Annotated in this window: 19 protein-coding genes; 10 read left to right on the forward strand and 9 right to left on the reverse strand. The window is 70.1% G+C overall.

The features are described from left to right. The first annotated feature begins 145 nt into the window (after positions 1–145). Positions 146–1,888, forward strand: coding sequence for a hypothetical protein (locus tag SY84_RS01110; RefSeq protein ID WP_157882841.1), 1,743 nt, complete (start codon positions 146–148; stop codon positions 1,886–1,888). A 67-nt stretch (positions 1,889–1,955) separates the two neighbouring features. Here the strand turns inward: SY84_RS01110 and SY84_RS01115 are convergent, their stop codons facing one another. Genes SY84_RS01115 through SY84_RS01125 form a run of 3 tightly spaced genes read right to left on the reverse strand, consistent with a single transcriptional unit; the run spans position 1,956 to position 4,455 of the window. Then, positions 1,956–3,128 carry an acyl-CoA dehydrogenase gene (locus tag SY84_RS01115; RefSeq protein ID WP_046842449.1) on the reverse strand — a complete coding sequence of 391 codons (1,173 nt, stop codon included), beginning with the start codon at positions 3,126–3,128 and terminating at the stop codon, positions 1,956–1,958. Between the two features lie 57 nt (positions 3,129–3,185). Next, positions 3,186–3,431, reverse strand: coding sequence for a hypothetical protein (locus SY84_RS01120; protein ID WP_046842450.1), 246 nt, complete (start codon positions 3,429–3,431; stop codon positions 3,186–3,188). A 22-nt stretch (positions 3,432–3,453) separates the two neighbouring features. Further along, the gene (locus tag SY84_RS01125; RefSeq protein ID WP_046842451.1) at positions 3,454–4,455 is read right to left on the reverse strand and encodes an MDR family oxidoreductase; all 1,002 of its coding nucleotides are present in this window, start codon (positions 4,453–4,455) and stop codon (positions 3,454–3,456) included. Positions 4,456–4,760: 305 nt separating this feature from the next. Between SY84_RS01125 and SY84_RS01130 the strand changes: the two genes are divergently transcribed. The 5 genes from SY84_RS01130 to SY84_RS01150 all read left to right on the forward strand — a co-directional run bounded on the left by SY84_RS01130 (position 4,761) and on the right by SY84_RS01150 (position 9,864). Further along, positions 4,761–6,095, forward strand: a complete 1,335-nt coding sequence (locus SY84_RS01130; protein ID WP_046842452.1) for a hemolysin family protein — start codon at positions 4,761–4,763, stop codon at positions 6,093–6,095. Next, on the forward strand, positions 6,088–6,531 hold the full coding sequence (gene cdd / locus SY84_RS01135; RefSeq protein ID WP_046842453.1) for a cytidine deaminase: 444 nt from the start codon (positions 6,088–6,090) through the stop codon (positions 6,529–6,531). Before SY84_RS01130 ends, cdd begins: the two co-directional genes overlap by 8 nt. A gap of 253 nt (positions 6,532–6,784) precedes the next feature. Further along, on the forward strand, positions 6,785–7,957 hold the full coding sequence (locus SY84_RS01140; protein WP_046842454.1) for an ABC transporter ATP-binding protein: 1,173 nt from the start codon (positions 6,785–6,787) through the stop codon (positions 7,955–7,957). A gap of 181 nt (positions 7,958–8,138) precedes the next feature. Continuing rightward, positions 8,139–8,891: an ABC transporter substrate-binding protein gene (locus tag SY84_RS01145; protein ID WP_046842455.1), complete on the forward strand. Its 753-nt coding sequence runs from the start codon at positions 8,139–8,141 to the stop codon at positions 8,889–8,891. A 175-nt stretch (positions 8,892–9,066) separates the two neighbouring features. Next, entirely contained in the window at positions 9,067–9,864 is a 798-nt protein-coding gene (locus tag SY84_RS01150; protein ID WP_046842456.1) for an amino acid ABC transporter permease, read from the forward strand. 73 nt (positions 9,865–9,937) lie between these two features. On the opposite strand, the gene SY84_RS01155 is transcribed toward SY84_RS01150, so the two are convergent. Together SY84_RS01155 and SY84_RS01160 are read right to left on the reverse strand one after the other, a co-directional pair. Continuing rightward, positions 9,938–11,134 (reverse strand): AI-2E family transporter, encoded by a 1,197-nt coding sequence (locus SY84_RS01155; RefSeq protein ID WP_052750994.1) that lies wholly within the window; start codon positions 11,132–11,134, stop codon positions 9,938–9,940. A 72-nt stretch (positions 11,135–11,206) separates the two neighbouring features. After that, positions 11,207–13,423: an ATP-dependent helicase gene (locus SY84_RS01160; protein WP_046842457.1), complete on the reverse strand. Its 2,217-nt coding sequence runs from the start codon at positions 13,421–13,423 to the stop codon at positions 11,207–11,209. 109 nt (positions 13,424–13,532) lie between these two features. Between SY84_RS01160 and SY84_RS01165 the strand changes: the two genes are divergently transcribed. From SY84_RS01165 to SY84_RS01180, 4 genes are all read left to right on the forward strand, one after another. Then, a complete protein-coding gene (locus tag SY84_RS01165) occupies positions 13,533–14,456 on the forward strand; it encodes a cation diffusion facilitator family transporter (RefSeq protein WP_046842458.1) in 924 nt (307 codons plus the stop codon). A 167-nt stretch (positions 14,457–14,623) separates the two neighbouring features. Beyond that, complete coding sequence (fdhF, locus tag SY84_RS01170) at positions 14,624–17,686, forward strand: formate dehydrogenase subunit alpha (protein ID WP_081424471.1); 3,063 nt, start codon at positions 14,624–14,626, stop codon at positions 17,684–17,686. Between the two features lie 28 nt (positions 17,687–17,714). Next, positions 17,715–18,218 carry a DUF1641 domain-containing protein gene (locus SY84_RS01175; RefSeq protein ID WP_046842459.1) on the forward strand — a complete coding sequence of 168 codons (504 nt, stop codon included), beginning with the start codon at positions 17,715–17,717 and terminating at the stop codon, positions 18,216–18,218. An 89-nt stretch (positions 18,219–18,307) separates the two neighbouring features. Beyond that, positions 18,308–19,063: a formate dehydrogenase accessory sulfurtransferase FdhD gene (locus SY84_RS01180; protein ID WP_245621373.1), complete on the forward strand. Its 756-nt coding sequence runs from the start codon at positions 18,308–18,310 to the stop codon at positions 19,061–19,063. A gap of 69 nt (positions 19,064–19,132) precedes the next feature. Here the strand turns inward: SY84_RS01180 and SY84_RS01185 are convergent, their stop codons facing one another. From SY84_RS01185 to SY84_RS01200, 4 genes are all read right to left on the reverse strand, one after another. Next, positions 19,133–21,688: an excinuclease ABC subunit UvrA gene (locus tag SY84_RS01185; RefSeq protein ID WP_046842461.1), complete on the reverse strand. Its 2,556-nt coding sequence runs from the start codon at positions 21,686–21,688 to the stop codon at positions 19,133–19,135. Positions 21,689–21,800: 112 nt separating this feature from the next. Then, a complete protein-coding gene (locus tag SY84_RS01190; protein ID WP_046842462.1) occupies positions 21,801–22,334 on the reverse strand; it encodes a hypothetical protein in 534 nt (177 codons plus the stop codon). A 16-nt stretch (positions 22,335–22,350) separates the two neighbouring features. Next, positions 22,351–23,148, reverse strand: a complete 798-nt coding sequence (locus SY84_RS01195; RefSeq protein ID WP_245621374.1) for an alpha/beta fold hydrolase — start codon at positions 23,146–23,148, stop codon at positions 22,351–22,353. A gap of 70 nt (positions 23,149–23,218) precedes the next feature. Then, a complete protein-coding gene (locus tag SY84_RS01200; RefSeq protein ID WP_046842464.1) occupies positions 23,219–24,571 on the reverse strand; it encodes an acyl-CoA dehydrogenase family protein in 1,353 nt (450 codons plus the stop codon). Between the last annotated feature and the right edge of the window lie 100 nt (positions 24,572–24,671).

The raw sequence follows: 24,671 nt of genomic DNA on the forward strand, positions 1-24,671 counted from the left end.
CGCGCCGGGGGATGCCGTGAACGTGGATGAGCCTTCACGGTTCCCGGGCTGGTACAGTGACCCGGAGTTCAGTTCGGTCACGTCCCATCGTCCACGTTGTCAGGAGCACCCTCATGACCACCGACTGCTGCCGTGAGAGGTCCGTATGCATGTCTCCCCTGTCGTCCTCCCTGTTCTTCTCGTGTTGGTCGCGGCCGGAAGGGTACCGGCCCGCACGGCCGCCGCGCCCCCCGACCCGGAACTGATCCAGGCAGCGGCCGTGCTGTACGGCGCGGCGCAGGTGGGGGGCACCATCCGTGACTGGTGTCTCAAACGCGCCCCGGGGGACCACGCGGTGGTCGAGCAGGGCTTCGCGGCGTGGCAGGTGGCGTCCGGCGTGCCGCAGCTGGAGGCGTACCTGAAGGCCGCCGCGCCGGATCTCCTGCCCCGGTTGCGAGCCCTGGCCGGGGAGCGCCGCGCGCAGACCGAGGCGGCGCTGGACGCGGGCAGCGCCTCGCCGCGTGACGACTGCCGCGCCATCCGGGCGCAGCTCGGCACGTACGCGAACCTCGCGCAGCTGTACCCGGCGGAATTCGCGCGGACGGCCACGCTGCGCCAGGGCAACCCGGCGCCCGCACAGGTCGGTGAGCCCACCGCACCGGCCGCCCCGGTGGGGAACGGCGGGCCGTTCATAACGGGCACGAACTTTTCACCGTTCAACCGCGCGTTCGTACTGAAGGTGCTGGGGGCGGCCGGGGGTCAGGCGCCGTTCACGGCGGGCGGCCCGCTGGGTCCCGGCGCGTTCCGCTGCGTGCGGGAGGACACCGACGAGGACAGCGTGACTGTCGCGGATTACCGGTACACCCTAAACCTGTACGGGGACGGCGGGGTGCGGGTGGCGCAGGGCAGCGTCCGCCCGCGCAGCGGGGCCGCGTACGACCTGAAGGTGCAGACCGGCACGTACACGTACGACCGGGCGTCGGGCACCCTGAAGGTCAAGGGGGACCGGGACAGTGACCTGCTGGACGACCTGATCGTGCAGTCCGGGTCGTACGACAGCCTGATCCGGAAGGTCACGCTGTTCAACTTCTTCCGGGCGATCAAGGACCGCGGCGGGCGGACGCTGCTGTACGGGCAGCAGGCGTACGGGGCGCAGGCCGACACCACCCAGACGGTCTGCACCCCGGCGGGCACGCCGGTCGGCGTGTCACCGGTCGAGGAGGAGCGGCGCGCGCGGGCGGAGGAGGCGCGGATCTTCAACCTCTACCGCGCGGCGCCGGGGCAGGGTCTGAAGGCCGCGCAGATCGAGGGGATCGTCCACGGGTACGCCACCCGCTCCGACGGGATCAACGTGCTGGGCGAGGAGTCGGTGGTGCTGCTGCTGAAGGACGGCCGGGCGTACTTCAACCTGCGCTGGACCCCCACCGACCTGAACGTGGCCGCGTCGGTGAAGGGCGAACCGACGATGTGGGGCCAGTGGCGGCGCCGGGGCGCGGCGCTGGAGGTGAAACGCGGGGGAAGCTGGGCGGCGCTGCCCGGCACCCTGGCCGTTCCGGGCGCCTCGCCGGAGCGGCTGAGCGGCGACTACGAGTTCTTCTCGGCGTATACGTCGGGCACGCTGATGTCCGGCGCGACCGCCACGACCCGAGTGACGTACTCGTTCCGGCCGGACGGCACGTACACCCTGCGGGGCGGGAGCGCCGTGTACGGGAACCTGAATACCGGCGCCACGCAGACGACCGGGGCGGCGGTCGGCAGTGACCCCACCCGCAGCGGCACGTACCGCTTCGACGGGTACACGATGGAACTGCGGGACCGGGCGGGAACCGTGACCCGCACCGTGGCGTTCTTCTGGGACCGGTCGAAGACACACCTGTACCTGGGCGATCGGTCGTACACCCGGCAGTGACGGGCAGAAGCGGACGGCGCAGAGGGGCGCCCGAGGTGACTGCCGGGCGCCCCTCTGTCCCCAGGGTTCAGGTGAGTTCGCCAAAGACCGCACGGCTGATCACGAGCTGCTGGATCTCGCTGGTGCCCTCGTAGATCTCGGTGACCTTCGCGTCGCGGTACAGCCGCTCGACAGGGTACTCGCGGCTGTAGCCGTTCCCCCCGAAGATCTGGATGGCGTCGCGCGTGACGTCTACGGCGGCCTCGCTGGCGAGCAGTTTGGCGATGCTGGCCTCCTTGCCGTACGGGCGGCCCTGGTCCTTGAGCCACGCGGCCTTCAGCGCGACCAGACGGGCGCTCTCGATGCGGGCGGCCATGCGGGCGATCTTGAAGGACACGCCCTCGAACTCACGCAGGGGCTTACCGAACTGCTCGCGCTCGGCGGCGTAACGGGTGGCGTGCTCCATCGCGGCGCGCGCGATCCCGAGGGCCTGCATGGCGATCCCGATGCGGCCCGCGTCCAGGCTGGCCAGCGCGATGATCAGGCCCTGGCCTTCCTCGCCGACCATGTTCGCGTGCGGCACGCGCACCCCGTCGAAGGTGACGGTGGTCGTGTGGCTGGCGTGCAGGCCGAGTTTCTCCTCGGGCTTCCCGAAGCTCAGGCCCGGCGTGCCGTTCTCGACGATGAAGCAGGACACGCCGCGCGCGCCGCTCCCGCCCGTGCGGGCCATGACGAGGTACGTATCCGCCTGACCGCCGCTGGTGATCCAGGCTTTCGTGCCGTTCAGCACCCAGTCGTCCCCGTCGCGGGTCGCCTGGAGGCGCAGGCTGGCGGCGTCGCTGCCCGCGCCGCTCTCGGTCAGGCAGAACGCGCCGATGTGGCGGCCCTCCGCCAGGGGGCGCAGGTAGCGGTCACGCTGCGCGTCGGTGCCGTAGCGGAGGATCATCTGCTCGGGCAGGCCGTTCTGCACGCTGACGATCACGGCGACACTCGCGTCCGCCGCGGCGACCTCCTCGAGGCACAGGGCGTACGTGACGGAGTCCAGGCCCGCGCCGCCCCACGCCTCGGGCACGGTGGCGCCCATCAGGCCCAGGTCGGCCAGGCCGCGCAGCTGCTCGCGGGGGTAGTCGCCGCTGCGGTCGAACTGGGCGGCCAGGGGGGCGATCTCGGCGCGGGCGTAGTCGCGGACGTGCTCGACGATCAGGCGCTGGTCGCTGCTCAGCGCGAAGGACATGCCGGGGTCGGCTTCGGTGACTGTCATGCCCCCAGGCTACCAAACGACCGTTAGGCAGCGTCCAGACCGCTCGGCCCGGTCAGCTCAGGCCAGCGTGGCGGCCAGGGCTTCCTCGATGCCGCGCCCACGCCAGCCGGTCTCGACAGTCGCCGCATCGCCGCCCGGCCAGCGCAGGTGCGCGCCGATCACCGCGCCGCCCGCGATCGCCAGCGCCGCGCCGCTCAGGTCGTCCAGCGGCGCGTCCGGGCACAGGCGCGCGGCGGCCATCCTCAGCGCGGGCGCCAGGGGCAGTGGGGGGCGGGTGACGCGGACACGGGCGGGCAGGTTCACGCCGCGCAGTGTACCGCCCGGGTCAGCCGATCTCGATCACGGTGCGGCCCCGCACGCGCCCCGCCAGGATCTCGGCCGCCAGCGCAGGCACGTCCGGGAGGGGCCGGGTCTGCGTGACGGCCTCCAGGCGGGCGGCGGGCAGGTCACGCGCCAGCCGCGCCCAGGCGGCCTCGCGCCGGGCGGGGGGGCAGGTGACGGAGTCGATGCCCAGCAGGTTCACGCCGCGCAGGATCAGCGGGAACACGGTCGCGTTCAGGTCGTGCCCGCCCGCCAGGCCGCACACGGCGAGGCTGCCGTGCGTGCGGGTCGAGGCGTACGCCCCGGCCAGCGTGGCGCCCCCCACCGTGTCCACCACGCCCGCCCAGCGTTCCTTCTCCAGGGGGCGGGTCAGGGCGGGCAGCTCGTCGCGCCCGATGATCCGCGCGGCGCCCAGGTCACGCAGGTAGGCCTCCTCCTGCGGGCGGCCGGTGCTCGCCACGACCGTGTGCCCCGCCCGGGCCAGCAGGGCGACGGCGGTGCTGCCCACGCCGCCCGCCGCGCCGGTGACGAGCACCTCGCCGTTGCCGGGGGTCAGGCCGTGGTCCTCCAGCGCCATGACGGCCAGCATGGCGGTGAACCCGGCCGTGCCGACGCTCATGGCCCAGTGGGCGTCCGTCCCGGCGGGCTGCGCGACCAGCCACTCGGGGCGGGCGCGGGCGCGGGTGGCGTACCCGCCGTCCTGCCGTTCGCCGATGCCCCAGCCGGTCAGGATGACCGCGTCGCCCGGCTGCCAGCGGCCCGAGGCGTCCTCGAGCACGGTGCCCGCGAGGTCGATGCCGGGCGTCATGGGGTGGCTGCGCAGCACGCCGGGGCGGCCGCTGACGGCCAGGCCGTCTTTGTAGTTCAAGCTGGAGTGCGTCACGGCGAGCAGCACGTCCCCATCCGGCAGGGCCGAGAGGGGCAGCGTCTGAAGTTCGGCGCGGAGGCCCTGGTCGTCCTTCAGGACGCGCAGGGCGAGGTAGGTGTCGGGGGTGGCCTGGGTCATGCGGGATGCCTCCTTGGGGTGTGGTGTGCCCAGCCTACCTTCACGGCTACGCTGCTGCGCGGGGGGCACGCCAATGGTGGGACAGTCGTCCCGGCGCAGAGTGGGGTGTGTTATCCTCGCAACTGCTATGGAGCCTCCCAGTTCCGGCTCACGTACCGCGCCCGGAGAACACCGCCCGAGGGCGGCGTTTTTGCCGTGGCACCCCACTTCCGGTCACCGACGCACCCGCCTGAGCAACCGCCGGGCGGGGCGGGCAGCTTGCGCCTTGCGGATGACCATGACGCGACCCTGGAGCGCGTCCCTACATGAATGATCTGCTCGGAATCGTCGCCCTGTTCTTCCTGGTACTCATGAACGGCTTCTTCGTCGCGGCGGAGTTCGCGCTCGTCAGCGTGCGCCGCACCCGCATCGACCAGCTGGCCGACGAGGGAAACGCCACCGCCAAGGCCACGCAGAAGGCGCTGCAGAACCTCGACCTGTACATCGCCGCCACGCAGCTGGGCATCACCATGGCCAGCCTCGCGATCGGTTTCGTGGCCGAGCCCGCCATCGAGCACCTGCTGCACCCGCTGTTCCCCGAAGGGCAGTTCAGCGAGGCGCAGATCACGGCCATCTCCTTCGGGGTGGCGTTCGCGATCAGCACCGTGCTGCACATCGTGTTCGGGGAACTCGCGCCGAAGACGTGGGCGCTGCAGCGCAGCGAGCAGGTCAGTCTGCTCGTCACGCGCCCGCTGCTGGCCTTCACGTGGCTGTTCAAGTACGTCATCCGCTCGCTGAACGCCCTGGGCAACGGCGTCGTGCGCCTGTTCGGGCTGCGCGGCGTGTCCGGGCATCACACGGCGTACTCGGAAGAGGAGATCCGCATGATCGTCAGCGCGTCCAGCCAGGAGGGCGTGCTGGAGGACGACGAGAAGGAACTCGTGTACAACGTCTTCGACCTGTCCGACACGACCGTGCGCGAGGTCATGACCCCCCGCATCGACATGGTGCTCGTGGACGGAGCCGCGCCGCTGCGCCGCCTGCTGGACCTGAACGCCGAGCACGGCTACTCGCGCGTGCCAGTCTTTCAGGACACCCCGGACAACATCGTGGGCATCGTGCACACCGGCGACATGCTGGCGCACCTCGACAGCCTGGACCACACCCTGATCGCGGACGTGATGCGCCCCGTGTACTTCGTGCCCGAGGGCATGAAGATCAAGGACCTGCTCGCCAAGATGCGCGACAAGAAGAGCCACATGAGCATCGTCGTCGACGAGTTCGGTGGCACGGCAGGTCTGGTCACGCTGGAGGACGCCCTGGAGGAGATCGTGGGCGAAATCTACGACGAGACCGACGAGGAAGAAGTCCCGATGATCGAGGTGCTCAGCGAGGGCGTGTACCTGATGGACGCCAGCCTGACGGTCGGCGAGGTCGAGGAGCGGCTCGGGGCGAACATCGAGGACGGTGAGGGTGAATTTGATACCCTGAGCGGCTTCATGACCAGCCACTTCGGGGACATCCCGGAGCCGGGGCAGAGTTTCACCCACAATGGCTGGGCCTTCACCGTCGAGGACGCCGACCAGCGCCGCGTGACCCGCGTGCGGGTGGAACGCGCTCCGGACGCCGGTCCCCTGGAAGCCGAGGATACCCATGAGTAACACCAACGCACTGAATCTGACCCCCGACCCCCAGCTGCTTGAGGGCGCGCAAGCCGCGTTCCGGCAGGCGTATGCGCCGTACAGCAAGTTCCACGTGGGCGCAGCGCTGCGCACCCGTGACGGCCGCGTGTTCTTCGGCGCGAACGTCGAGAACGCCAGTTACGGCCTGGGCCGCTGCGCCGAGCAGAGCGCCGTGCAGGCCATGGCCACCGCGGGCGAGCGCGAATTCACCGACATCGTCGTGTATTCCGAGGCAACCCCACCTGCCAGTCCCTGTGGCGCGTGCCGTCAGGTACTGTACGAATTCGCGCCGGACGCCCGCGTCGTGTGTGTGAACCAGCACGGCGACATCGTCAGTGGATACGTCCGTGACTTCCTGCCGCACGGCTTCCGGCTGGAACAGCGCGACGACGGGCACGACGTCGGCACGGAATAAGGGCGGCCCGGCGGGGGCGGTGTGCGGTGAGGGCTTTCCCTTACCGCACACCGCCCCCGCCGCAACGCATGTCTGGATTTCAGCGTGTGGGTGGCATTCCCCGCGCCACATGAGCGTGGTATGCTGGGTACGTCAGCGCGGCTTCAATGGACACCTGGGCTTCATTCACGTACCCCGGTTACCCGATCCCTCCTCACCCCAGCGGTGCGGGGCCATTCACGGGTAAGAGCAGGGGCGAAAAGGTAGGCACGTCATGGCAGAAGTCATTCTGGAACACATCAACAAGCGCTATGGTACGAAGCACCACGCGGTGAAGGATTTCAACCTGCACATCCAGGACCGCGAGTTCATGGTGTTCGTCGGGCCGTCCGGCTGCGGGAAGTCCACCACCCTGCGCATGATCGCGGGCCTGGAGGACATCAGCGACGGCATTCTGAAGATCGGGGACCGCGTCGTGAACGACGTGCCGCCCAAGGACCGCGACATCGCGATGGTCTTCCAGAACTACGCGCTGTACCCGCACATGAACGTGTACGAGAACATGGCCTTCGGCCTGAAGCTCCGTAAGACGCCCAAGGAGGAGATCGACAAGCGCGTGCGTGAAGCCGCGAAGATCCTCCAGATCGAGCACCTGCTGGGCCGCAAGCCCAAGGAACTCTCGGGCGGTCAGCGTCAGCGTGTGGCGATGGGCCGCGCCATCGTGCGCGAGCCGAAGGTGTTCCTGATGGACGAGCCGCTCTCGAACCTGGACGCCAAGCTGCGCGTCGAGATGCGCTCGCAGATCAGCCAGCTGCACCGCCGCCTGGGCGCCACGATCGTGTACGTGACCCACGATCAGGTGGAGGCCATGACGCTCGGCAACCGCATCGTGGTCATGCGTGACGGCGTGATCATGCAGGTGGACACGCCCATGAACCTGTACGACTTCCCGCAGAACAAGTTCGTGGCGGGCTTCATCGGCAGCCCCAGCATGAACTTCCTGACGGGCCGCGTGCAGAACGGCGAGTTCGTGATCGGCGAGAACCGCGTCGGCGCGATGGGCCGCCTCGGCCAGAGCCTGAAAGCCTACGAGGGCAAGGACGTCCTGATGGGCATCCGCCCCGAGCACCTCGGCATGGTCGGCATGACCGACATCCCGCGCGGCTCGAACGTCCTGCGCGGTCAGGTCGTCGTGGTCGAGCCGCTGGGCGCCCAGACGGACCTGATCATCGACGTGGCCGGGCAGCACATCACCGCGAAGGTCGAGGGTCAGGCGAACGTCCTCCCCGGCGACAGCATCGAACTGCTCGTCGACCAGACCCGCCTGCACGCCTTCGATCCCAGCAGCGAGGCCGCCATCGACCGCGGCACGCCCGCCGGGACGCGCGGGCAGGCCGACACCCCCGGCCTGGGCTACGAGTACGCTGCGCCCGTCAGCACCTACTGACCTCCCACTGACCTCTGCCGCTGCCAGGGCCGCGTCCTCCTCGGAGGGGCGGCCCTTCAGCGTGCCTTCATGTGGGACGTGGGCCATGGGGTAGAATCGCAGCGTCACCTACAGGAGCAGCGTCCCGCCCAACGTCGTGCCATGCGCCACGGATGTTGATCCACCCGCACAAGGAGTCCCCATGAAGAAAGTTGCCCTGACCCTCGCCGCCCTGACCCTCCTGACCACCGCCCAGGCCCGCACGTGGGCCGAGATCAAACAGTCCGGCACCATCAAGATCGCCACCGAGGGCGCCTTCCCGCCCTTCAACCTGCTCAAGGGCAAGGAGCTGACGGGCTTCGAGGTCGACCTCGCCAACGCCCTGGCCAAGCAGCTGGGCCTGAAGGTGCAGTGGGTGACGCAACCCTTCGACAACCTGCTGATCGGCCTGGGGCAGGACCGCTACGACTTCGTGATCGCCAGTCACGGCATCACGCCCGAACGGCAGAAGGCCGTGGACTTCACGAGCCCGCACTACTGCACGGGCGGCGCGGTCGTCACGAAACCCGGCGGCCCCATGAACGCCGCCGCCCTTAAGGGCAAGACGGTCGCCGTGCAGGTGGGCACCACCTACCTGGAGAACGTGCGTAAGGTGCCCGGCGTGAAGGACGTCAAGACCTTCCCCAAGGACACCGACGCGCAGGCGGCGCTGATGGCGGGCCGCGTGGACGCCTGGGTGGGCGACAAGTTCACGGGTCTGGATCTCGTGAAGGCGCAGAAGGGCAAGGTCGTGCAGGGCTCGCTGCTGTTCAACGAGAAGATCGGCATGGCCGTGAAGAAGGGCAACAGCAGCCTCGTGAAGGAACTGAACGCCGCGCTGGCCAAGGCCATGAGCGACGGCACGTACGCGAAACTGAGCGGCAAGTACTTCGGCACGGACGTGCGCTGCAAGTAAGCGGTCATGACCGCGCGCCCCGCTGCCCGTGTGAGGCAGCGGGGCGCGTCCCGCTGGGCCGGATGCGGATCGCCGCCCCAGGCAGGGTGGGGCCGCGCGGCGCGGAGTGTGGCACAATCCTGCAAATGCAACCCGGTTCTCCATCCGAGCACGCCCCCCTGACGCGGAGGCTGTCATGACCGCCAAGCCCACCCCGCCCCGCGCCAGCCAGCCGCTCGGCCTGGGCGCCCTGCTGCTGTGGCTGGGCGGCGCGGCGGTCGCCTTCCTGGCCCTGTTCTGGGTGATCACGCTGATCCTGCGCCAGATGCCCGACCCGATCGGCCCGCGCGCCGACCTGTTCGTGGACGGCGCCCGCATGACCCTGCAACTCACGGTGGTCAGCGGCCTGATCGGCCTGATCGTGGGGACCATCGCCGGGATCCAGAAGACCAGCGCCCTGTGGATCGTGCGCGCCCCGGCCAGTATGTTCATCTGGCTGGTGCGCGGCACGCCCCTGCTCGTGCAGATCCTGTTCGTGTACAACGCCCTGCCGCCCCTGCTGAAGGGCATCGGGATCGACGTGCAGCTGAATGAATTCTGGTCCGCCGTGATCGCGCTGTCGCTGAACGTGGGGGCGTACAACGCGGAGGTCATCCGCGCCGGGATCCTGGCTGTGCCGCGCGGGCAAACCGAGGCGGCCCGCAGCCTGGGCCTGAGCGGCGCGCAGACCATGACCACCGTGATCCTGCCGCAGGCGCTGCGGATCGTGGTGCCGCCCCTGGTGAACAACCTCGTGGCGCTGCTCAAGGACTCCTCGCTGGCGTCCAGCATCGCGCTGCTGGAACTCACGCTGGCCGGGCAACGGGTGTCCTCCGAGAGCTTCCTGCCCATCCCGGTCCTGACCACCGTGGCGGGCGTGTACCTGGCCCTGACGACGGTGATGACCTTCTTCACCGATCAGCTCGAACGCCGCCTGAAGATCGCCACCCGCTGAGCCCACGTGACAGGAGGCGCACCCACGACCCCGGGTGCGCCTCCTGCTGTGATCGTGCTGTCCTGCGGCGCGATCAGCGCTCGGTGGCACTGTCCTCCCGGCTGGGGGCGGCGCGGCCGGACACGCCCCGGTACAGCGGACTGCGCAGCCAGTAGCGGTTCGTCCAGCGCTTGAGCAGCACCGCGCAGGGGATCGCCAGAATGGCGCCCATCGCGCCCGCCAGGGTCAGGCCCACCAGGATCGCGATCAGGATGCTGGCCGGGCCGATGCTGGTGCTGCGGCCCATGACCATCGGCCCGATGACGTTCCCGAGCAGCTGGTTGATGATGAAGTACAGCGCCCCGACCTCCAGCACCACGGTCGTGCCCTGCGGGATGGCGAGCAGCATGGGCGGGATCGACGCCGCGACGATCCCCACGTACGGGATGAGATTCACGAAGGCACTCAGGATGCCCAGCGCCAGGGCGTTCGGGACCTTCAGGATGAGCAGGCCGGTGGTGGCCAGGACCGCGCAGGCGAGCGCCGTGATGACCGTTCCGCGCAGGTACATGCCGAAGCTGTCGCTGACGTCCTCGGCGAGTTGCAGCACGGTGGGCTGCCACGTGCGTGGGAAGAGTTTCAGCAGGCCCGCCCCGAAGGTGTTGTACTCGAACATGAAATACATGGCGAGTGTCAGCAGCAGCCCCAGCTGGCCCAGCCAGCCCACGAGGCTGGAGAGGGTATCCAGGACGTCCGGCCCGGACGTGACCAGCCGCTCGATCAGAGGGCCGGTGTTCTCCGTGAGGTTGGACGTCTGCGTGTCGATGTACGACGTGATGCTGGCCTTCAGGCCCGTGGTACCCGGAATGCTGTCCAGGCGGTCCAGCAGGGAATTGATGATGACCTTGAGGTTGTGCGCCAGATACGGCAGTCCATCGGCGAGCCCCCGCAGCTGCGAGCTGACCAGGAAGCCCAGCAGGGTCAGGGCGCCCGCCAGCACCACGATCAGGAGCAGCACGCCCACCGCCCGGCCTACCCGGTGGCGTTCCAGCCACGACAGGATCGGGTTGACCAGGAAGGCCAGGGCGTACGCGCCGAGGGCTGTGACGACCACGCTGGCAAGGTGGCCCAGCAGCCACCCGCCCAGGCGCAGGGCCAGCAGGCCGGCCAGCACGAACACGATCAGGCGGAAGGCGGCGTATTGCCAGAGGTTCCGCAGGAAATCCTGAATGGAACCCGTGGACTGCCACGGGGCGCGCCGCCCGGGCGGGGTGGAGTCGGGGAGAGTCACGGCCCCATCGTGACAGGTCGCTGGCGGGGCGCGCCGCTACAGAACTCTTGAGAATCGCGTGTGCGCGCCGCTTCAGGCGGGGCTGAGGTTCGCGAACTTCACGAGCAGCTTCTTGGTGCCTGCGGACGGGAAGTGCACGGTGACCTCCTGCCGGTCGCCCACACCCGCCACGGCCAGCACCTGCCCCTCACCGAACTTGGGGTGTTTCACCTTCTCGCCGCCCCGGAAGGCCATCCCGGCGGTCATGGGGCTGGTGTTCTTGACGACATTGGGGGCAGGCACGGTCGGCCGGTACTGTTTCCAGGTCTTGGCGCGGTACTCGATGACCTGCCCGTACGGGTCGATGGTGTCGAAGTGGCCCTCGATCTCCTCCAGGAAGCGGCTGTCCTCGGCGGCGTTCGTCTTGCCGAACTGCATGCGGTTCTGCGCGGCGGTCAGGAACAGGCGTTCCATGGCGCGGGTGATGCCCACGTAGAACAGGCGGCGTTCCTCCTCGATCCCCCCGGCCTCGACCAGGGCGCCCTTGCTGGGCAGCAGGCCCTCCTCGGTACCCACGATGAACACCACGGGGAATTCCAGGCCCTTGGCGTTGTGCATGGTCATCAGGGTGACGGCGTCCTCCGGGGACCCCTTGTTCTCGGTCTTGGTGCGCATGTCGTCCACGCTGGACAGCAGCGCCGCGTCGTCCAGGAAGTCCGCGATGGTGCCCTCGTGTTCCTGCGCCCATTCCTGCGCGGCGTTGATGAGTTCGTCCAGGTTCTCCATGCGTACCTGGCCCTCCTGCCCCTCCTGGCGCAGCAGGTCAAGGTACCCGCTGGTTTCGATCACGAAGCGCAGGAACGGGGCGGGTTCGTAGTTCTCGGCGGCGTCCGCCATGGCTTCCATCAGCGCGGCGAACTCCACGGGCCGCTGCGCGCCGCGGTCGAGGATACGGGCCTGCTCGGCGTTCGCGCAGGCGGTCAGGAGGCTGGTGCCGTTCGCGCGGGCCCAGTCCATCAGTTTCACCAGGGCCGTGTCGCCGATCCCGCGCTTGGGCCGCCCGATGATGCGGCGCAGGGCCACGTCGTCACTCGGGTTGATGGCCAGCCGGGCGTACGCGAGGATGTCCTTGATCTCGCGGCGGTCGTAGAAGCCCACGCCGCCCACGATCTTCGCGGGAATCTGCACGCGCCGCAGCGATTCCTCCAGCACGCGCGACTGCGCGTTCGTGCGGTACAGGATCGCCATCTCGCTGAAGCGGCGGCCCTCCAGGGTGTGCAGGCGCGTGATCCACTCCGCCACGAAGTCCCCCTCCGCGCGGTGGTCGCCAGCGCGGTGGAACACGACCGGGTGCCCGTCCTCCTTGACGGCCTTGAGGGTCTTGTCGAGGCGCTCGGCGTTGTTCTCGATCAGCTTGTTGGCGATGGTCAGCACGCGGGCGCTGGAGCGGTAGTTGTGTTCCAGCAGGTACACCTTCGCGTCGCGGTAGTCCTTCTGGAAGTCCAGGATGTTCTGGATGTCCGCCCCGCGGAACTTGTAGATGCTCTGGTCGGGGTCGCCCACGACGAGGAGGTTGCGGTCGCGGCTGGCGAGCAGGCGGGTGAGTTCGTACTGGGCCTTGTTGGTGTCCTGGTACTCGTCCACGTGGATGAACTTCGCGCGGTTCTGCACGGCGTTCAGCACGGCCGGCACCTCCTGGAAGAGGCGGACGGTCTCGGTGATCAGGTCGCCGAAGTCGATGGCGTTCTGGCCCTTCTTGCGCTGTTCGTAGCGGCGGTAGACCTCGGCGGCGGCCTCGCGGGGCACGCCGCTGATGTAAGGCTCGCCGCTGCGGGAGAGGTCCTCGGGGGTCAGGAGGTTGCTCTTGGCGCGGTCGAGAATGCCGCGCAGCACGCGGGGGTTGGTGTCGGGGCCGATGCCGGGGACGCTGCCCATGACTTCCTTGAGGATGTCGAGCTGGTCGTCGTCGTCGTAGATGACGAAGCCGCGCCGGAGGCCGATGTGTTCGCCGTAGGCGCGCAGGATGCGCACGCCGGCGCTGTGGAAGGTGCTCATCCACAGTTTGTCCGCGCCGCCGATGAGGTGGCTGGCACGTTCGCGCATCTCGGCGGCGGCCTTGTTCGTGAAGGTCACGGCGAGGATCTCGCCGGGCTGCACGCCGTAGTGGCCGATCAGGTGCGCGATGCGGTAGATGAGGGTGCGGGTCTTGCCGCTGCCGGCACCGGCGATGACCAGGGCCGGGCCGGTGTAGTGGTCGGCGGCCTGGGCCTGGGTGGGGTTGAGCTGGGCAAGGAGGTCGGGCGCGGTCACCGAACGATTGTATCAGGGCGCGTTCTGCACAGGACAGAATAGGTGTGGATTGCGCTGTTCCCTGGCGGGGCACGGTATTCGGCGCACCTAACCCTGCTACGCTCCTGCGGTGACGGTTCCCTCCGCCTCCCAGCAGTCCTCGCAGCGCGCCTCCCGGCTGGCGCTGGGGAGCATTCTCGTGGCCGTGGTGGTGCTGGGCCTGAAGTTCCTGGCGTACCTGCTGACGGACAGCGTGGCGCTGTACTCGGACGCGCTGGAGAGCATCATCAACGTGGCGGCCGCCGTCGCGGCGTTCATCGCGCTGCGTGTCGCGGCCCGCCCGGCGGACGCCAACCACCCCTACGGGCACACGAAGGCCGAGTACTTCAGCGCGGTCGCCGAGGGGGTGCTGATCGTGCTGGCTGCCGCCGCCATCATGCGTGAGGCTCTGCCCGTCCTGATGAACCCCGCCCCGCCGGAAGGCGGCACCGGGCTGGTCGGCCTGGGCGTGAACCTGGGCGCCAGCGCCCTGAACGCGCTGTGGGCGACGGTGCTGTTGCGGCACGGGCGGACGCTGCGGTCTCCGGCGCTGCTCGCCGACGGCCGGCACGTCATGAGCGACGTGGTGACCAGCGTGGGGGTGCTCGTGGGCGTGCTGGCCGCTCGCCTGACCGGGCTGCACTGGCTGGACCCGCTGCTGGCGATGCTGGTGGCGCTGAACATCCTCTGGAGCGGGTGGCTGCTGGTGCGTGACAGCGTGGGCGGCCTGATGGACGCGGCAGTGGACACCGACACCGAGCGGCGCATCCGCGCGGCCATGAGCACAGCGGGTGTGGGCGCGCTGGAGATGCACGACCTGCGCACCCGGCACGCGGGCAGCCTGACGTTCATCGAGTTTCACATGGTGGTGCCGGGCGACATGACCGTCACGGAGGCGCACGCCATCTGCGACCGGCTGGAGGACGCCATCCGCGAGACGACCCCCGACTGCTCGATCAACATTCACGTGGAACCGGCAGACAAGGCCAAGCATCACGGCGTGCTGGTGCTGTGACCTGCAGAGTCTCCTGGCCCGGCCGTTCCTGCGCCGGGCCGCGGCCATGAGCCCACACCAGCACGTACCTGCATGAGCCCGCACTTGCATGAAGTCTTCATGCATTCGGGGCTACTCGCACCCTGAGGGGCCCCGCCTATACTCGCCGGAGTTTCAAGGGAGGACGTATGGGCGAACTGGACGTGCCGAACGACGCGCAGATCCGCAGCGAGGTGGGGCCGACCCGGCCGCCGCGCGGGGCGCAGGTACAGGTCACGGTGGACGGGGCCACGCAGGCGGCGTGGCTGGGCGAGCCGCTGGTGGACGTGATCAACCGCGCGCAGATAGAACTGGCGCAGGTGTGTTACCACCCGCAGCTGGGCCCGATTCAGACGTGTGACACCTGTGCAGTCGAGATTGACGGCGTGGTGGGCCGCGCCTGCGGGACGCCCGTACAGGCGGGGATGGTGGTGCGCACGCAGACGAACGCGGCGCGCACGGCGCAGCGGGACGCGTACGACCGGATCGTGGCGAACCACGACCTGTACTGCACGGTGTGCGACAACAACAACGGGAACTGCACGGTGCACAACACGCTGGGCGTGCTGGGCATCGACCACCAGACCCGGCCCTTCCAGCCCAAGGGCTTTGAAAAGGACATGAGCAATCCCTTCTACCGCTACGACCCGGATCAGTGCATCCTGTGTGGCCGCTGCGTGGAGGCCTGTCAGAACGTACAGGTGAACGAGACCCTGACGATCAACTGGGAGGCGGAGCAGCCGCGCGTGCTGTGGGACGGCGGCAAGCCCATCGGCGAGAGCAGCTGCGTGAGCTGCGGGCACTGCATCTCGGTGTGCCCCTGCAACGCATTGCAGGAGAAGTCCATGCTGGGCGAGGCGGGGCTGTTCACCGGGATTCCGCTGCCGGTGTGGAACTCGGCGATTGACGTGGTCAAGGGCGTGGAGGCCAGCGCGGGCCTGAAACCGATCATGAACGTCAGCGAGATCGAGTCGGCCGCCCGTGACCGCTACATCAAGAAGACGAAGACGGTCTGCACATACTGCGGCGTGGGCTGCTCCTTCGACGTCTGGACGGACGAACGGCACATCCTGAAGGTCGAGCCGGGCCTGGGGCACGCCAACGGCATCAGCACCTGCGTGAAGGGCAAGTTCGGCTGGGACTACGTGAACAGCGAGGACCGCCTGACCAGCCCCCTGATCCGCGATGGGGACCGCTTCCGCGAGGCGAGCTGGGACGAGGCGCTGGCGCTGGTCGCGCGGCGCTTCACCGAGATCCGCGCGGCGAAGGGACCGGACGCGCTGGCGTTCGTGGCGAGCAGCAAGGCCAGCAACGAGGAAGCGTTCCTGGTGCAGAAGTTCGCGCGTCAGGTGATCGGCACGAACAACGTGGACAACTGCTCGCGCTACTGCCAGTCCCCGGCCAGCAAGGGCCTGTCCCTGACGGTCGGGATCGGCGGGGACAGCGGGACGATCAAGGACATCGAGAACGCCAGTCTGGTGATCACGGTGGGCAGCAACACCGCCGAGAGCCACCCGGTGCTCGCCACCCGCGTGAAGCGCGCGCAGAAGCTGGGGCACACGCGCGTGATCGTGTTCGACATCCGCGAGCATGAACTCGCCCGCCGCGCCGACGAGTTCCACCGCCCGAACCCCGGCACGGACTTCGTGTGGCTGGCGGCAGTCAGCAAATTCATCCTGGACAACGGCCTGGAGGACAGGGACTTCCTCCGTGAGCGTGTGAACGGCCTGGACGAGTTCCGCGCGTCCATCGAGGAGTACACCCTGGAGCGCGCCGAGCGTGAGACGGGACTGAGTGCGGCGACACTGGAGGCCCTGGCGCGGCGCATCGCGTCGGAGGACCGGGTGTGCATCCTGTGGGCGATGGGCGTCACGCAGCAGTGCGGCGGTACGGATACGAGCGCCGCGATCAGCAACCTGCTCCTGATCACCGGGAACTACGGGCGGCTGGGGACGGGCGCGTACCCGCTGCGCGGTCACAACAACGTGCAGGGCGCCTCCGACATGGGCGCGCAGCCGGACGCGGTCAGTGGCTACCAGAAGATCGACGATCCGTTCGCCGTGCAGCGCCACGAGCGTGAGTGGGGCGTCACCCTCCGCCCCGAGCGCGGCCTGGACAACACGCAGATGATCGACGCGGCCATCCGCGGCGACCTGCGCGCCCTGTGGATCACGGGCGAGGAGATGAGCCTCACCGACGCGAACGCCAACCACCTGCAGGAGGGCTTCGAGGCGCTGGAGTTCCTCGTCGTGCAGGACCTGTACTTCACGAACACGGCGCGCTTCGCGGACGTGGTGCTCCCAGCGGCCGCGTCACTGGAGAAGGACGGCACCTTCACGAACACTGAGCGGCGCATCCAGCGGCTGTACGAGGTCATGCCGCCCCTGAAAGGCACGAAGCCCGACTGGCAGATCTACACGGCGGTCGCCGAGCGCATGGGCCACCGCTGGGGCTACACGCACCCCGCCCAGATCATGGCCGAGATCGCGCGCCTCACGCCGCACTTTGCCGGGGTGAGCTACGACCGCCTGGAGGGCTACGACACGCTGTGTTGGCCGGTCGCGGAGGACGGCACCGACCAGCCACTGCTGTACACTGAGCGCTTTAACTTCCCCGACGGCAAGGCGCGCTTGCACACCGGTGAGTACCGGCCCCGCCAGCAGGCCCCGAACGACCAGTTCGACCTGCACCTGAACAGCGGCCGCATGCTGGAGCACTTCCACGAGGGGAACATGACCTTCCGCGTGGCGGGCATCGCCGAGAAGACCCCGGACGCGTTCGTGGAGATCAGCCCCGAACTGGCCGCCGAGCGCAGCATCCAGAGTGGGCAGTGGGCGCGGCTGGTCAGCGAGCACGGCGCGGTGCGGCTTCAGGTGCTCGTGACTGGGCGGGTCAGCGGGAATCAGGTGTTCGTGCCCATGAACGCCCGCAAGGCCGAGGACGCCGTGAACCGCCTGACCGGCTCGCAGGGCGACGCGACCACGAACACCCCGGCGTACAAGGACACGCGCGTGCGGCTGGACGTCCTGCACGACGTGGGCCCGAACCCGCTGCCCGCCACGAACCCACGCTGGGGGCACCCGACGCCGCAGCAGGGCGTGGAGGTCGAGCGCAAGTGGGCGCGGCCCGACTATGTGTTCCCGGGCGGGCTGCTGCCCATGCACGGCGACAGCCTGAACGCACGCGCCGACGCGCTGGGCGCCGATGACTGACCAGTCCACACCCACGGAGGAGTCCTGAATGGCGAAACCACTCGAATTCACGCCCCGCACGCCCACCCCGCAGGAGCAGCTGCACACTGAGGTGGCGGACTCCACCGAGGCGCTGCTGGCGGGCCTGCACCTGCTGCGGCAGCTGCACGAGCACGGCGTGCTGGACGTCGCGCAGAAGACCGTGCGGGGCGGCGAGGGCCTCACGGCGTCGCTGCTGCACATCCTGGGCGGGCAGAGCAGCACCACCCTAATCCGCAACGTGACCGAACTCGGCAAGACCCTCTCCGAACTCGATCCGGGTGAGGTCAGCGTGCTCGGCCACGCGGTCACGGTGGGCGTGCACGAGGGCGCGCGGCACGTGGCGTCCGGGAAGGGCATAGGCCTGGGCGAACTGCTGGGCCTGCTGAAAGACCGGGACGTGCAGGTGGCGCTGGGCGCGATCTTCGCGCTCCTCAAGGGCGCGGGGCGGGCGCTGCGCGAGGCCAACGAGGCCGTGCCACAGACCGCGAATCAGGCCGAGGTAGGGCGCTGAACCCAGACGACGGACCGGGCGGGGAGGCGACGACCGGCCTCCCCGTCGTGTTGTGGCGGGGCGGGGCGCCAGCGGAGTGGGTGGACGCCGTGGCGGTCGAGGAGCCGCTGGAACTGCGGCTGCACACGCCGGACGGCCCGCTGCCGCTGGGGGTGCTGATGCGCACGCCCGGCCATGACCGCGAGCTGCTGCTGGGCTGGCTGGTCGCCGAGGCGCTGCTGCCTGAGGACTTGACGCTGCACCCCGACGCGGAGAACCCGAACGTGTGGCACCTGCACACGCCGGACTTCGCGCGGCTGGCGGCGGGCGCGCGACTGGCGGTGTCATCCAGCGCGTGCGGGGTGTGCGGGTCGGGCAGCGTGGAGCGCCTGATGACCCGCGCCTCTCCCCCAGTCTGGGCGGGCGGACCGCTGGACGTGGCGTGGCTCTCGGGCCTGCCGGAGGCGCTCGCGGCGGCCCAGCCGGGCTTCGCGGCGACCGGCGGGCTGCACGGCGCGGCGCTGTTCACCCCGGACGGCGCACGGCTCGCGGCGTTCGAGGACGTGGGGCGGCACAACGCCGTGGACAAACTGGTTGGCTGGGCGCAGGACCGGAGACGCCTCCCCCTGTCGAACGCCGTGCTCGTGGTAAGCAGCCGAGCGGGTTTCGAGATCGTCCAGAAGGCCGTGACGGCTGGTGTGGCGGTCGTCGTGACGGTGGGCGCCGCGACCAGCCTCGCCGTGGACACCGCCGCGGCGTTCGGGGTGACCCTGTGCGGCTTTGCGAGAGGGGACCGGCTGACCATGTACGCCGGAGCACACCGGTTCGCGGCGGTCGTTCAGGCCGGTCCTCCGCCAGACGACTGATGCCTTCGGATCCCAATTTGGAGGTCACGCACGCCCCATCTGGGGTCAGCGGCTGCCTGGGGCCAACGTTCACGCCATCGGGGAGGTAAGGTCCTTAAAGGCGCGGCGCAGGTAAGGCGCGGTGCGGCTACCACTGGCCTCTGCGACCTGTTCGGGGGTGCCCTGCGCGACGATCAGCCCGCCGTCCTCGCCCGCGCCGGGACCCAGGTCGATCACCCAGTCGGCAGCGGCGATCAGGCCCAGGTCGTGCTCGACGAGCATCACGGTGTGCCCGGCGTCCACGAGGCGGCGCAGCTGGGCGTGCAGGCGTTCCACGTCGCTGGGGTGCAGGCCGGTGGTGGGCTCGTCCAGCAGATAGACGGTGTGCCCGCGCGTGGCCTTCTGGAGTTCCGAGGCGAGTTTCACGCGCTGCGCCTCGCCGCCGGAGAGTTCCGTGGCGGGCTGCCCCAGCCGCAGGTAACCCAGTCCCACCTCCTGCAGGGTGCTCAGGGCGCGCGCCACGGGGGGCTCGTGCGCGAAGACGTCGGCGGCGGCGTCCACGGTCAGGTCGAGCACCTGCGCGATATTCAGGTCCGCCCAGGTGACCTCCAGCGTGCTGTCGTTGAAGCGGGCGCCGTGACAGACGGGGCAGGGGGCGTACACGGACGGCAGGAACAGCAGTTCCACCATGACCCAGCCCTCGCCCTGGCAGTGCTCGCAGCGGCCGCCCTTCACGTTGAAGGAGAAGCGGCCCGGCCGGTAGTGCCGCCGCCGGGCCAGGGGCGTGGCGGCGAACAGGCTGCGGACGTGGTCGAACAGGCCGGTGTACGTGGCGAGGTTGCTGCGCGGCGTGCGCCCGATGGGACTCTGCGTGACCTGCACCAGCCGCTTCACGCGGCCCACGTCGCCGCCCAGCGTGCCGCCGGTGGGCGCGGGCGCGTCGTCGGCGCTCAGCAGCTCGGCCGGGTCGGTGCTGCCATCCGCTGCGGGCAGCGTGACGCCCAGGTGCGAGCCAAGCAGGTCCGCGAGGGCCTGGGTGATCAGGCTGGATTTCCCCGAGCCGCTCACGCCCGTCACGGCGGTCAGGACGCCCAGCGGCAGGCGCACGTCCAGGCCGCGCAGGTTGTTGCGGGTCACGCCCAGGAGTTCCAGCCAGCCCTGCGGCTCGCGCGGCGCGGCCCGTTCCGGCGCGGCCCAGCCGAACAGGTGCCGCGCAGTCTGCGAGGCCGACACGTCTCGCAGGCCCTCCGGCGGGCCGCTGTACAGCACCTCTCCCCCGCTCTGCCCGGCGGCCGGGCCGACGTCCACGATCCAGTCGGCGTGGCGGATCACGGCGAGGTCGTGCTCGACCACGAACAGCGAGTTCCCCCCGGCCTTCAGATCGTCCAGGGCGCCCAGCAGCGCCTCGGTGTCGGCGGGGTGCAGCCCGGCGGACGGTTCGTCGAGGACGTACACCACGCCGAACAGGTTCGAGTACAGCTGGGTCGCCAGCCGCAGCCGCTGGAGCTCCCCGGGCGAGAGGGTGGGCGTGCCCCGTTCCAGCGTCAGGTACCCCAGGCCCAGGCGCCCGAGCACCTCGATCCGCGCGCACAGGTCGCCCGCGAGGCGGGTCAGGGCCAGCGCCTCCTCCTGCGGGCGGGGCGGGCCGTCTGGGCGCCCCGTCTCCCCCCGGGCGGCGGGGGCCAGCAGCTCGGCGGCGCGGCTGAGCGGCAGGCGCGAGAAGTCCGCGATGTCCAGCCCCGCGAAGGTCACGCTCAGCGCCTCGCGGGTCAGGCGTTTGCCGTGGCAGACGGGGCACTCGCGGATCACCATGAACGACGCCGCGCGGCGCTTCATGCTCTCGCTGCCGCTGGTCGCGAAGGTGTGCAGCACGTGCCGCCGCGCAGACGTGAACGTCCCCATGTAGGACGGTTCGGCATGGCGTTTCAGGGCCCGGCGGGTCTCCTCGGGCGTGAAGCCGGGGTAGACGGGCACCTGCGGCTGCTCCTCGGTGAACAGGATCCAGTCGCGGTCGCGCTGCGGCAGGTCCTGCCAGGGCGTGTCCACGTCGTAGCCCAGCGTCACGAGGATGTCCCGCTGGTTCTGCCCGCCCCACGCGGTCGGCCACGCGGCGATGGCCCGCTCGCGGATCGTCAGGGACGGGTCGGGCACCATGCTCGCCTCGGTGACATCGAAGACGCGGCCCAGCCCGTGGCATTCCGGGCAGGCGCCCTCGGGCGTGTTCGGCGAGAAGCCCTCCGCGTAGATGATGCCCTGCCCCTCGGGATAGTCGCCCGCGCGGGAATACAGCAGCCGCAGGACGCTGTTCAGGGTGGTCAGGCTGCCGACCGTACTGCGCGCCGACGTCACGCCCCGCCCCTGCTGGAGCGCCACGGCGGGCGGCAGGCCCTCGATACGGTCCACGTCCGGGGTGCCCAGCTGGTTGAACAGCCGCCGCGCGTACGGCGACACGGAATCCAGGTAGCGGCGCTGCGCCTCGGCGTACAGCGTCCCGAACGCCAGGGACGACTTCCCCGATCCGGACACGCCCGTGAACACCACCAGGGCGCCTCTGGGTAGGTCCACGTCCACGTTCTTCAGGTTGTGTTCCCGCGCGCCGCGCACCTGCACGAAACCGTCACGGGGGGTGGGGGCAGACCGGCTCATCCCGGCATGATCCCCGCCCGCCCACCGGGATGGGTGCGGGCCGCCTTCAGCGCTTGCCCATGCTCGGGCGCCACACCCGCGCCACGCCCCTGCGCCCTGCGGCCCGCCGCAGTCAGAACGGGAAGAAGATGAGTTCCCCCAGCGTCTGTGGGGACGTCGCGTAGAGGCTGTCGGCCTGGGGCTTGCGGTAGTGCAGGTGGTCCACGCCGCCCAGCGGCCCGATCTGGCATTCGGGGCCCAGACCAGAGGTCTGCTCCGCGCATGTCACCTCGTGCGGGGTGCCGTCCAGCGTGCGGAAGGTCCCCGTGCGCAGCTGCGCGACCGGGAAGATGTTCGCGCGGGCGAACGCCGCCTGCAGGGCCGCGTCCCTCCGGAAGGCGGTCAGGGTGGTGCCCCGCCCGGCCAGGAAGCGCGTGAGGGCCTCCTCGCGCTCGGTGTCCCCGGTGTTGGGCAGCAGGACGCTCACGGGGCCGCTGACGGCGGCCAGGGTGGGCTGCATGGCGCGGCACATAACGTCACTGCGGGCGCGGGCGCAGGACCGCACGTAGTCCCGCGCGTCCGTCGGGGAGTACAGGTCCAGGCCCTGCGGGTCGCACCCGGCCAGCAGCGGGAGCGTCAGGGCCAGGGGCAGCAGTCGGCGGGTCATGCCGCAGGGTACCGGGTCAGCGCAGTCCGGTCAGGTAGGTCTGGACGGCGTTCAGGATGTCGCCTTCCGCCTGCGCGCGGTTCACGTCCGGCTGCCCGTCGCCCCGCTGCGGGCCGTAGCGGCCGAAGAAGGCGTGCACCGCGCCGGGAATGACGGTCAGGGTGGTGCCCGCAGGCAGGCGGTCCAGGCCGCCGCGCACATCCTCGGGGGCGGCGACGCCGTCACGCTCGGCCAGCAGGGACAGGACGGGCAGCGTCTGGTCCTTTAACGTCACGTTCCCGGCGGGGTACGCGGCCATCAGGATCAGGCCCGCGACCTTCCCGGGGTGCCGGGCGGCGTACTGCGCGGCCATCGCGCCGCCCAGCGAATGCCCGGCGATCACTACGCGCTTCCCGCCCCCGTACGCGCCGATGAGCGCGTCGGCGCGGCCGGCGGCCGTGACGGCCAGATCGAGCGGGAAGGCCGGGATGACTGTCTCGACGCCCTGATCGGCCAGGGCGCGGCCCAGCCACTCGTACGCCTGCGGGCGCACCAGCCCGCCGGGGTAGAACACCAGCAGCGTCCGCGCCTCCCCGCCCGCCGGGCGAATGCGGATGACCGGGCCGCCCGCCTGTTCCAGTGTCACGCGGGCCTCCCGGCTCTGCCGGGAACTGACCGCGTCCTGGCCCAGCACCAGCGGCGGCCGCACCGCCACCTGCCGCGCCGTGGCGATCACGTACCCGCCGAGCAGTGAAAGGCCCGCCACCAGCCACGTGCGGACGCGTGGTGAGAGGCGGGCGGGTCGGCGGGCGCGGACGGGTGGCTCGGAGGTCACACCGGTCAGCATAGGAGGGTGGGATGCGGCGCGAGGGCAGCCGATCCCACAACCTCCCCCGGAGGCGGGGTTATACGAAGGCGCTCAGGCCGGTGATGGCGCGGCCCACGACCAGCGTGTTGATCTCGTTGGTGCCCTCGTAGGAGTAGATGGCCTCGGTGTCCGCGAAGTGCTTCGCGACGCCGTACTCGAGGAGGATGCCGTTCCCGCCGAAGGTCTCGCGGGCTAGCGCGACCGTCTCGCGGCAGCGCGCGGCGGTGACGACCTTGGCCAGGGCGGCGTGTTCGTCACGCATGTCGTCCGCGTCGGCGAGGTGACTCAGGCGCAGGCACAGGGCCAGCATGCCGGTCACGTTGCCCAGCATGTGCACGAGGTGGTTCTGGATGAGCTGGAATTCCCCGATGCGCTTGCCGAACTGCTCGCGGGTCTGCGCGTACGCGAGGGCCAGTTCGTAGGCGCCCATCGCGCAGCCGACCCCCTGCCACGCCACGCCCGCCCGGGTGAGTTTCAGCACCTCGGCGGTGGTCCGCCAGCCCTGCACGTTCTGGAGGCGGTCACTGTCGGGCACGGCGCAGTCGTCCAGGGTGATCAGGCCGTTCTCGACGATGCGCAGCGCGGTCTTGCCCTGGATCTTCTCGACGCTGTACCCGGGGGTGCCCGCGCGGACGATGAAGCCGCGCACCTCGCCGCCGTCCACGTCCCGCGCCCAGATCACGGTGAAGTCGCTGAAGGTGCTGTTCCCGATCCATTTCTTCTGGCCGCGCAGGATCCAGCGGTCCCCGTCGCGGCGGCAGGTGGTGCGCATGCCCTGGCTGACCTGACTGCCGCCCTCGGGCTCGGTCAGGCCGAACGCGCCGATGACGTCCAGGTCAAGCATCTTCGGCAGCCACTCGGCCTTCTGCTCGTCGCTGCCGCCCAGCGCCACGGACGCGAAGGCCAGTCCCGCGTGCACGCCGAAGAACACGGCGGTGCTGACGTCCACCCGGCAGGCCTCCAGGGTGATCAGGCCCTCCAGCACGGTCGCGTTGGGTTTGCGGGTGCCGTCCTCGTTCCAGATGCGGCGCAGCAGGTCCAGGCGGCGCAGCTCCGGGATGAGCTGGCGGGGGAACTCGTCGCGGTTCCAGTACTCGTTCATGATCGGCGCGACGTGCGTCTCCATGAACGCCCGCACGTCCGCAGCGGTCTGCCGCTCGTCAGGGCCGAGGGTGCCCAGCTGGCCCAGGAAGTCCCCATCCGGCGCGGGCAGGGTGCTGTGGTCGTCGTGCTGGCCGCTCAGCATGCGGGTCAGCTGGCCCAGCTGACGGTCGTTCAGGCGGGACGCGGCGCCCAGCAGCGCGGGCAGGTCCACGCGCTCGCTCAGCGCGGCGAGGGCCCGCAGGTCCAGGCCGGCCAGGAGGGCGCTCGGGTCAGGCGTGCTCGTCATGCTGATCTTGTACCGCGTTCAAGGACGCCCGGACTGCGAGGACGCGCCCGGTTCCGCTTCACGTCACCTTCACGCACCCGCCCCGCGCCGTACGATGCGG

The organism is Deinococcus soli (ex Cha et al. 2016), from assembly GCF_001007995.1.
Classification (GTDB): Bacteria; Deinococcota; Deinococci; order Deinococcales; family Deinococcaceae; genus Deinococcus; species Deinococcus soli.

What these genes read in the sequence shown, in the direction of transcription:
- SY84_RS01110 (WP_157882841.1), top strand. Translation starts at nt 146, where the DNA reads ATGCATGTCTCCCCTGTCGTCCTCCCTGTTCTTCTCGTGTTGGTCGCG.
- SY84_RS01115 (WP_046842449.1), bottom strand. Translation starts at nt 3,128, where the DNA reads ATGACAGTCACCGAAGCCGACCCCGGCATGTCCTTCGCGCTGAGCAGC.
- SY84_RS01125 (WP_046842451.1), bottom strand. Translation starts at nt 4,455, where the DNA reads ATGACCCAGGCCACCCCCGACACCTACCTCGCCCTGCGCGTCCTGAAG.
- SY84_RS01130 (WP_046842452.1), top strand. Translation starts at nt 4,761, where the DNA reads ATGAATGATCTGCTCGGAATCGTCGCCCTGTTCTTCCTGGTACTCATG.
- cdd (WP_046842453.1), top strand. Translation starts at nt 6,088, where the DNA reads ATGAGTAACACCAACGCACTGAATCTGACCCCCGACCCCCAGCTGCTT.
- SY84_RS01140 (WP_046842454.1), top strand. Translation starts at nt 6,785, where the DNA reads ATGGCAGAAGTCATTCTGGAACACATCAACAAGCGCTATGGTACGAAG.
- SY84_RS01145 (WP_046842455.1), top strand. Translation starts at nt 8,139, where the DNA reads ATGAAGAAAGTTGCCCTGACCCTCGCCGCCCTGACCCTCCTGACCACC.
- SY84_RS01150 (WP_046842456.1), top strand. Translation starts at nt 9,067, where the DNA reads ATGACCGCCAAGCCCACCCCGCCCCGCGCCAGCCAGCCGCTCGGCCTG.
- fdhF (WP_081424471.1), top strand. Translation starts at nt 14,624, where the DNA reads ATGGGCGAACTGGACGTGCCGAACGACGCGCAGATCCGCAGCGAGGTG.
- SY84_RS01175 (WP_046842459.1), top strand. Translation starts at nt 17,715, where the DNA reads ATGGCGAAACCACTCGAATTCACGCCCCGCACGCCCACCCCGCAGGAG.
- SY84_RS01185 (WP_046842461.1), bottom strand. Translation starts at nt 21,688, where the DNA reads ATGAGCCGGTCTGCCCCCACCCCCCGTGACGGTTTCGTGCAGGTGCGC.
- SY84_RS01190 (WP_046842462.1), bottom strand. Translation starts at nt 22,334, where the DNA reads ATGACCCGCCGACTGCTGCCCCTGGCCCTGACGCTCCCGCTGCTGGCC.
- SY84_RS01200 (WP_046842464.1), bottom strand. Translation starts at nt 24,571, where the DNA reads ATGACGAGCACGCCTGACCCGAGCGCCCTCCTGGCCGGCCTGGACCTG.